Annotated in this window: 8 protein-coding genes; 3 read left to right on the forward strand and 5 right to left on the reverse strand. The window is 65.4% G+C overall.

Annotation, left to right across the window (positions count from 1 at the left end; translation table 11 throughout):
- Together WEB61_RS01915 and WEB61_RS01920 are read right to left on the reverse strand one after the other, a co-directional pair.
- Positions 1-489, reverse strand: a 489-nt coding sequence (locus WEB61_RS01915) for a tRNA1(Val) (adenine(37)-N6)-methyltransferase (RefSeq protein WP_368062641.1), incomplete at its 3' end; no start/stop codon positions are given.
- Positions 486-686 (reverse strand): DUF2007 domain-containing protein, encoded by a 201-nt coding sequence (locus tag WEB61_RS01920; protein WP_368062642.1) that lies wholly within the window; start codon positions 684-686, stop codon positions 486-488. The genes WEB61_RS01915 and WEB61_RS01920, both read right to left, overlap by 4 nt.
- Before the next feature lie 150 nt (positions 687-836).
- Here WEB61_RS01920 and WEB61_RS01925 point away from each other — a divergent pair, with 150 nt between their 5' ends.
- On the forward strand, positions 837-1,856 hold the full coding sequence (locus WEB61_RS01925) for a polyprenyl synthetase family protein (protein WP_368062643.1): 1,020 nt from the start codon (positions 837-839) through the stop codon (positions 1,854-1,856).
- On the opposite strand, the gene WEB61_RS01930 is transcribed toward WEB61_RS01925, so the two are convergent.
- From WEB61_RS01930 to WEB61_RS01940, 3 genes are all read right to left on the reverse strand, one after another.
- Positions 1,840-2,730, reverse strand: a complete 891-nt coding sequence (locus WEB61_RS01930) for a 4-(cytidine 5'-diphospho)-2-C-methyl-D-erythritol kinase (RefSeq protein ID WP_368062644.1) — start codon at positions 2,728-2,730, stop codon at positions 1,840-1,842. The two genes, WEB61_RS01925 and WEB61_RS01930, sit on opposite strands and share 17 nt — an antisense overlap.
- Before the next feature lie 4 nt (positions 2,731-2,734).
- A complete protein-coding gene (locus WEB61_RS01935) occupies positions 2,735-4,507 on the reverse strand; it encodes a tetratricopeptide repeat protein (RefSeq protein WP_368062645.1) in 1,773 nt (590 codons plus the stop codon).
- Positions 4,508-4,615: 108 nt separating this feature from the next.
- Complete coding sequence (locus WEB61_RS01940) at positions 4,616-6,286, reverse strand: electron transfer flavoprotein-ubiquinone oxidoreductase (protein WP_368062646.1); 1,671 nt, start codon at positions 6,284-6,286, stop codon at positions 4,616-4,618.
- A gap of 233 nt (positions 6,287-6,519) precedes the next feature.
- On the opposite strand from WEB61_RS01940, the gene WEB61_RS01945 reads away from it, so the two are divergent.
- Complete coding sequence (locus WEB61_RS01945; RefSeq protein ID WP_368062647.1) at positions 6,520-7,383, forward strand: uracil-DNA glycosylase family protein; 864 nt, start codon at positions 6,520-6,522, stop codon at positions 7,381-7,383.
- 87 nt (positions 7,384-7,470) lie between these two features.
- On the forward strand, positions 7,471-7,910 hold a 440-nt coding region (locus WEB61_RS01950; RefSeq protein ID WP_368062648.1), incomplete at its 3' end, for a hypothetical protein.

The raw sequence follows: 7,910 nt of genomic DNA on the forward strand, positions 1-7,910 counted from the left end.
CCAGTCGTCGAGGTCGGAGCGGAGCGTCAAATGCGCCTGCGCCTTGCCGGCGTCGGGCGGCGCCGGGCTTGTCGCCGGATCGTGAAAAGGCGGATTGGCGAAAACATGATGAAAGCTGTTGGGCTCGAGCCCCAGTGCTGCAAGATCGCGCGGCGAGAGACCGATATCGCCTTCGAGGATCGATACGCGCCCGCTCAAGCCGTTGCGTTCGATGTTGCGTTCGGCGAGGCGCACGAGATCCGGCTGCAGTTCGAGCCCCGCCACTTCGAGGCCGGGCACACGCGCCGCAAGGCAGAGGCTTGCCACACCAACGCCGGCACCCGCTTCCAGCGCGCGCTCGCCTTCCCGCGCCGGCACCGAGGCCGCCAGCAGCACCGCATCGAGCCCGGCGCGATAACCCTTTTCCGGCTGCAGCAATTTCAGCCGGTTACCGAGAAAACCGTCATCGGTGGTGCTCGGCGCAATATCGTCTGTCGCGCTGCTGCTCATCCTTCGCGCCTCACTTGGTCGAGAATCCGCTGTGCCTCGTCATAGTCCTCGTCAACCACCATGATACGCTGAGGAAGGATGCCAAGCGAGCGCTGCATGTGGGCATCCATGCCGAAACTTTCGATACCAGCCTCGGAGAGACGGTGCGTCAGATAGGAGATGAAGACCGGATCTCCCGTTCTGATCAGTTCCTTCATGCCGCCTCCGTTTCGCGCCCGTCGCGTTGCGACAAATGGCCTCCGGCCCTTGCCGCTCCGCACCCGCCAACCTATGCTCGCTCTTGCGACAGCATATCACATGCAGGGCCTGGAGATTGAGCCCGCGCAGCGAAATTTGAGGAGCGGATATTGGGCGTTGTTGTTCCCCTCGAGGAAGAGCGCGGGCGCGGTCAGAATGCCGTGGCGCAGCTTCAGGCGCTGGTGGCCCGGGATATGGAGGCCGTCAATGAATTCATCCGTGAACGGATGGCTTCCGAGGTGCCGATGGTTCCCGAACTCGCCAGCCATCTCATCAATTCGGGCGGCAAGCGTCTGAGACCCATGCTCACCATCGCCTCCTCCCGGATGTGCGGCTATAACGGCGCCGATCACATCAAGCTCGCCGCCACCGTCGAATTCCTGCACACGGCCACGCTCCTCCACGACGACGTGGTGGACGAGAGCGATATGCGGCGCGGCACGAAGACCGCGCGCATGCTCTGGGGCAATCAGGCAAGCGTCCTTGTCGGCGATTTCCTGCTCGGCCGCGCCTTCAAGCTGATGGTCGAGACGAAGTCGCTGCGGGCGCTCGAAATCATCGCCGACGCCGCTTCCGTCATCGCCGAGGGCGAGGTGATGCAGCTTGCTGCCGCCAAGGACACCGGCACCACCGAGGATGCCTATCTGCGCGTCATCCAGGCGAAGACGGCCGCGCTTTTCGCCGCCGCCACCGAAATCGGCGCGGTCATCTCGGGCCGCAACGGCAGCGAGGCGGCCGCGCTCGAATCCTACGGCCGCAATCTCGGCATCGCCTTCCAGCTTGTCGACGACGCGCTCGACTATGGTGGCCGCGCGGCGGCGCTCGGCAAGAATGTCGGCGACGATTTCCGCGAAGGCAAGATCACGTTGCCGGTCGTCCTCGCCTTTCGCCGCGGCTCGGCGCAGGAACGCGCCTTCTGGCAGCGCACACTGCAGGACGGAGAGCGGCGCGAGGGCGATCTCGAACAGGCGATCGAACTGATGCAGAAGCACGACGCGCTGACCGATACGATCCTCCGGGCCCGTCACTACGGCGCCATCGCCATCGATGCGCTGGCGATCTTTCCCGAGAGCGACTACCGGCAGGCGCTCACCGAGCTCGTCGAGTTCTGCATCAACCGCAATCACTGACGCCGCAGGCGACTGTCCACCAGTCGGGATGCGCTTGCGCGATCGTGGCGGCCGCAGCGCGCGCCGCCATTTCCCGCGCGTAGACCCCGAAACAGGTTGTGCCCGAACCGGACATGCGGGCAAGACGACACTCTCCGCTTGCCTCGAGCGCCGCCAGAACCGTGCCCACCTCCGGCGCGAGACGCCTTGCGGGCGCTTCGAGATCGTTCGCCGCGCCGACAAGCCATGCCGCCAGCTCGTCAAGCGTGGCAAAAGTGGGGACGGTCGGCGCCACCGGCATGCCTTCAAGTAACGGAGCGGAAAGCCCCCGGAACACTTCGGCAGTCGAGAGCGCGATGCCCGGATTGACCAGCACCAAATGAAAGCGCGGCAGCGTCGCGAGCCGGACGATTTTCTCTCCGATGCCGCTCATCATGGCAGGACGCGCATCGAGGCAAACCGGCACATCGGCACCGAGCGACAGGGCCATTTCCCTGAGCGCGGCCGCGCCGGGATCGGTTCCCCAAAGCCGCACCAATGCGCGCAAGGTTGCCGCCGCGTCGGCTGAACCGCCGCCGATGCCGGAGGCAACCGGCAAGTTCTTCTCGAGTGCCAGGCGGGCGCCCGCCTTTACCCCCGTCCGCTCGCGCAACAGACGCGCCGCATGCAGCACCAGATTGTCGGGATCGCCAGCGAGCGCCGCCGCGAAGGGGCCCCGCATTACCAGTGTCAGCTCATCCGCCGGCTCGGCCATGACGCGGTCGCCGCAATGCGCAAAAACGACGAGGCTCTGCAATTCGTGGTAGCCATCGGTGCGCCGGCCCATGACCCGCAGGCTCAAATTGATCTTGGCAGGCGCCTCTTCAACAACCTGGCGGATGTCCGCGCCGGCCACCGCGTCAAAGCTCCGCCGCGCCTATTCCGGCTGCCTCGCGCTCGGCGCCCTCGGCCGCTTCAAGGCCGAAATCGAGCTTGGTGCGCAGCAGTCTGACCCGCTTTTCTTCGGGGTCCATGACCAAGGCGTGATTCCACTGAAAGCGGGCCTCGATCTTGCGGCCGACCTTCCACAACGCGTCGCCCAGATGTTCGTTGATCGTCGGATCGTCGGGCTGCAGCTCGACCGCGCGCTCGAGATATTTGACGGCGAGGGCATACTCGCCCAGCCGGTAGCGGGCCCAACCGAGACTGTCGACGATGAAGCCGTCGTTCGGCCGCCGCTCTACCGCCTTCTCGATCATCGCCAGCGCTTCGTCGAGATGGCGATGCTGTTCGATCCAGGAATAGCCGAGATAGTTCAGCACCAGCGGGTGGTCGTCGGAAAGCTTCAGCGCCAGCTTCAAGTCGTTTTCGGCCTTGTCCCACTCGCCGAGACGCTCGAAGCAGATGCCACGCGCATAGTAGAGCGTCCAGTCGCGCTCGGACGGTGCGCCCGAAAGCACGATGGCGCGCTCGTATTGAACGATCGCCTCGGCGTAATTTTCCTTCGCGCGATAAATGTCGCCGATGGCAACCAGCGGATCGATGCTTTCGGGTTTGTCGCGGGCGAGACGCCGCAGCGTCGCGATCGCCTCGTCTTCGCGGTTCAGCCGGTTGAGCGCCATGGCGGTCTGGATGCGGGCGTTCATGTAGAGCGGCGAGGCGCGGCCGATCTTGCCGTAAGCCGCAATGGCCTCGTCCCAGCGTCCGCGGGCCTCATAGGTGCCCGCAAGCAGCGATCGGGCTATGTCGAAGTCCGGACGCAGATAGAGCGCAAGATGCAGATAGACTTCCGACAGATCGCTCGATGCGTCCTGCATCAATGCACTTCCAAGACCGTAAAGAGCCTCTGCTGCGCCGTCGGCGGCGCTGCGCACCTGAACCGGCAGCGCCTCGCCCCTGGACAGACGCGCGAGATGATCAAGCACAAGCGGATGGTCGGGTGCAAAAGCAAGGAACCCCTCCAGCGCCAAACGCGCTTCGTCGACGCGACCCTCGCGTTGCAGGAAGCTCGCATAAGCCTCGACGACGCGCACGCTCGAGCCGCCGCTGGCGTTCATCGCCTCCGCATAGGCTTCGTCGGCACCGGCCGCGTCACCCAGCAGATCCAGCATCAGACCCTGATGATAGGAACGGAAAAGCGCGAAGGCCGTGCGCCCTTCGAAAGCGCCAATCTTTTCGAGCATCAATTCCTTGTCGCTTTCACCGGCCGCCGCCCAGGCGGATGTCAGCGTACCGACAAGCGCGGTGAAAGGCCCTGGCGCCGAGGCCGAAATCTGCTCGCGCGCACCGGCAAAATCGCCACTCTTCATCTCCGCCAGCGCCAGCGTCAGCCGCGCCATGCGCTGACCGGGTTCGATCGCCACCAGGCGCTCGGCCAGCCCGACGGCGCGGTCGATGTCGCCGGCGGTCAACGCCGCCATGAAGGCGCGATCGAGGATCAGCGGATCGTTTGGCTCGCCGCGCAGAGCCGCGTCGTAGAACGCGGCGGCTTTCTGCGGATCGTTGACCGAGGCCGCATGACGGCCCGCCAGATAGGCGCCATAGGGCGTCTCGCCGCGCTTTGCACCGAGGCCGCCGAACGTGCCGAGCCCCGCACAGCCGCCCAGCAGCGCCAGCACCGCGACAAGCGCGACACGCTTCAACGCGTGCGGAAGGAAAATTGCGCCGGTGGGCGCGGTACTTGTAGCGGCCATGATGGGGGCCTTGCCTCCGATACTGTCTTGTACGGCCGCCGGCACGGCGACCGTCACAAGCCTACAGGAGCGCACGCGCCGGAAACAGGCATGCCGGGCGCCGATCTCTCACATATTCGGGTAATTCGGCCCGCCCGCGCCTTCCGGCACCACCCAGTTGATGTTCTGAGCGGGATCCTTGATGTCGCAGGTTTTGCAGTGAACGCAGTTCTGCGCGTTGATCTGGAAGCGCGGATTGGCGCCGTCCGCGTCGCGCACCACTTCATAGACGCCGGCCGGGCAATAGCGCTGCGCCGGCTCGTCGTAATTCGGCAGATTGTAGGCGATCGGGATTGCCGGGTCCTTCAGCGTCAGATGAACCGGCTGGTCTTCCTCGTGATTGGTCGCCGAAATGAACACCGAAGACAACTTGTCGAATGAAATCCTGCCATCGGGTTTTGGATAGGCGATCGGCTTGCATTCGCTCGCTTTCTTCAGCGTCGCATAGTCGGGCTTCTTGTGTTTCAGCGTGAAAGGCAGGCCGAGACCGAGATTGTTCATCCACATATCGAGCGCGCCGAAGCCGGTGCCGAGGAAGGTGCCGAAGCGCGACAGCAGCGGCTTTACGTTGCGTACGCGCTTCAGGTCCTTGTAAACCGGGCTCTTTTCGTAAGCCTCCGTATAGGCGGTCAGTTCGTCGCCCTGCCTGCCGTCGCGCACCGCCTCGAAGGCGGCTTCGGCGCCCATGATGCCGGTCAGCATCGCATTGTGGCTGCCCTTGATGCGCGGCACATTGACGAAGCCGGCCGAGCAGCCGATCAGTGCGCCGCCCGGGAAGGTCAGCTTCGGCACCGACTGCAAACCGCCTTCGGTGATCGCGCGCGCGCCATAGGCGATGCGCTTGCCGCCTTCGAAAGTGCCCACGATCGAAGGATGATGCTTGAAGCGCTGGAACTCGTCGAAGGGCGAGAGATAAGGATTGCTGTAATTCAGGTGAACGACGAAACCGACCGACACCAGATTGTCGCCGAAGTGATAAAGGAAGGAACCGCCGCCCGTCGAATTGTCGAGCGGCCAGCCCAGCGTGTGCTGCACCAGGCCCTTGCGGTGCTTCGACGGATCGACCTGCCAGAGCTCCTTGAGGCCGATGCCGAATTTCTGCGGCTCGCGGCCCTCGTCGAGCTTGAACTTGCGGATCAGCTCCTTCGACAGCGAACCGCGCACGCCTTCGGCAAAGAAGGTGTACTTGCCGCGCAGCTCGATGCCCGGCGTGTAGCTGTCCTTGTGCGAGCCGTCCTTCGCCACGCCCATGTCGCCGGTGACGACGCCGCGCACCGCTCCGTCTTCGCCGTAAAGCACCTGGGCGGCGGCAAAGCCCGGATAGATTTCGACGCCAAGCCCTTCGGCCTGTTCGGCAAGCCAGCGGCAGACATTGCCGAGGCTGACGATGTAGTTGCCGTGATTGTTCATCAGCGGGGGGAAGAGAATGTTCGGGATGCGCAAGCCCCCCGCCGGTCCGAGATAGATGAAATGGTCGGCCGTGACTTCCGTATCGACCGGCGCGTCCATGTTGCGCCAGTCCGGAAACAGCGTGTCGAGGCCGATCGGATCGATCACCGCGCCCGAGAGAATATGCGCACCGACTTCGGAGCCCTTCTCGATCACGCAGACCGACAGGTCGAAATCTTCCGACGCGGCGAGCTGACGCAGCCGGATCGCCGCCGAAAGGCCCGCCGGGCCGCCGCCGACAACCACGACGTCATATTCCATATATTCGCGTTCGACCGCCTGCTCGCTCATTCAGCCTCTCCTCGCCGCCTCTTTCCGTCTGGCCTTCGGCGCCGCCTGCCGCGCCTCGGCCTCTTCAAAATCGGGTCCGTTATGGTGCGGATGGCCCCTTTGGTCAATATATTGGGGCCAATAGCGCGCAGCGGCCCACTTGCATGTTATTCTCAACGCGTCCGCCGCACCGGTTGAGTGTAAGGGGCTCCCCGAGAGCGTCAAACAGAAGCCCGATCCTCGCAAGGCGATCCATGAACCGATCCGGCCCATCATCCGAACCTCTCACGCCCGACGAGGCGGCGGCGCTGCTTGCCTTCCATGTCGAGGCGGGGGTCACTGAGGCGCTGGCCGACGCGCCGGTCGACCGCTATGCGCTCGCCGAAGCGGCCGCGACGCCTGTGGCGGTGCCCGCTGCGTCAGCCGCACCGCGCGCCGATCCGCGCGGGACGCCGGCGCCGGCCGCGCCCCGCGCCGCAACGCCCCCCGCGATGCCGCTCGACGATGTGCGCGCGGCGGAAGGTGCGCGCGAAATCGCCGCCGCCTGCACCACGCTTGACGAATTGCGCGCCGCGCTCGCGGCATTCGAGGGCTGCCCGCTGCGCTACACGGCGAAGAATCTCGTTTTCGCCGACGGCAATCCGAAAGCGCGGATCATGCTGGTCGGCGAGGCGCCGGGCCGCGACGAGGATCTGCAGGGCGTGCCTTTTGTCGGCCGCGCCGGCCAGTTGCTCGACCGGATGCTGGCGGCAATCGGACTCGACCGCACATCCGTCTATATCGTCAACACGCTGCCCTGGCGGCCGCCCGGCAACCGCACGCCGACGCCGGCCGAACACGCCGTCTGCATGCCTTTCGTCGAACGCCATATCGAACTGGTCGCGCCCGACATATTGCTGCTTCTGGGCGGTGTCTCGGCCAAGCAGCTCCTGCGCACCGACACCGGCATCACGCGGCTCAGGGGCAAGTGGTCGGCGTACAATTCGGGCGGACGCGAGATTCCGGCGCTGCCGACGCTCCATCCGGCCTATCTGCTGCGCCAGCCGGCCCAAAAAAGATTGGCATGGCGGGATCTTCAGTCGCTGAAGGCGCGGCTCGACGCGCTCCCCGCCCGTTAACGCTGCGGCTCTTTTTGCCGGCCGTTCCCGTTCCATTCCGGCACAGCGCGCTTGCCGGCCGGGGTTCGGCCCGCCAAGATGGCCGCCATGAGCCATCGGGGGGTTTTCATCGAAATCGCGGCGACGCGGCGGGAACGGTTTGTGCGTTCGGCCAGAATGGCCGGATATGCGGCGGCCGGACTCGCGGCGCTTTTGTTCGCCCTGGCCCTGGCCTTCCCGGCTCATGCCGAGGCCCCGGCGGTGCCGCAGGCGCGCATCTGGAGCCCGGAAATCCTGACCGGCGCCGACCGCGAACTTTACCGGCAGATTTTCGCCGCCACCGAGCGCGGCCGCTTCGCGGAGGCCGACAAGCTCGCCGCGCAGTTGCAGGACCGCCGGCTGACGGGCCATGTCCTTCACGTCAAATATATGGGCCGGCACTACACCACGCGCTATGCCGAATTGCGCGACTGGCTGGCCGCCTACAAGGACCATCCGGGGGCGGCCGATATTTACAAGCTCGCGCTGCGCAAGCGCCCGGCTTCCGC

The sequence above is a fragment of the Parvibaculum sp. genome (genome assembly GCF_040882025.1).
Lineage (GTDB): Bacteria > Pseudomonadota > Alphaproteobacteria > Parvibaculales > Parvibaculaceae > Parvibaculum.

Bases quoted from the DNA above. Each gene is read 5' to 3' on its own strand.
- WEB61_RS01935 (WP_368062645.1), bottom strand. From the start codon at position 4,507: ATGGCCGCTACAAGTACCGCGCCCACCGGCGCAATTTTCCTTCCGCAC.
- WEB61_RS01940 (WP_368062646.1), bottom strand. From the start codon at position 6,286: ATGAGCGAGCAGGCGGTCGAACGCGAATATATGGAATATGACGTCGTG.
- WEB61_RS01920 (WP_368062642.1), bottom strand. From the start codon at position 686: ATGAAGGAACTGATCAGAACGGGAGATCCGGTCTTCATCTCCTATCTG.
- WEB61_RS01945 (WP_368062647.1), top strand. From the start codon at position 6,520: ATGAACCGATCCGGCCCATCATCCGAACCTCTCACGCCCGACGAGGCG.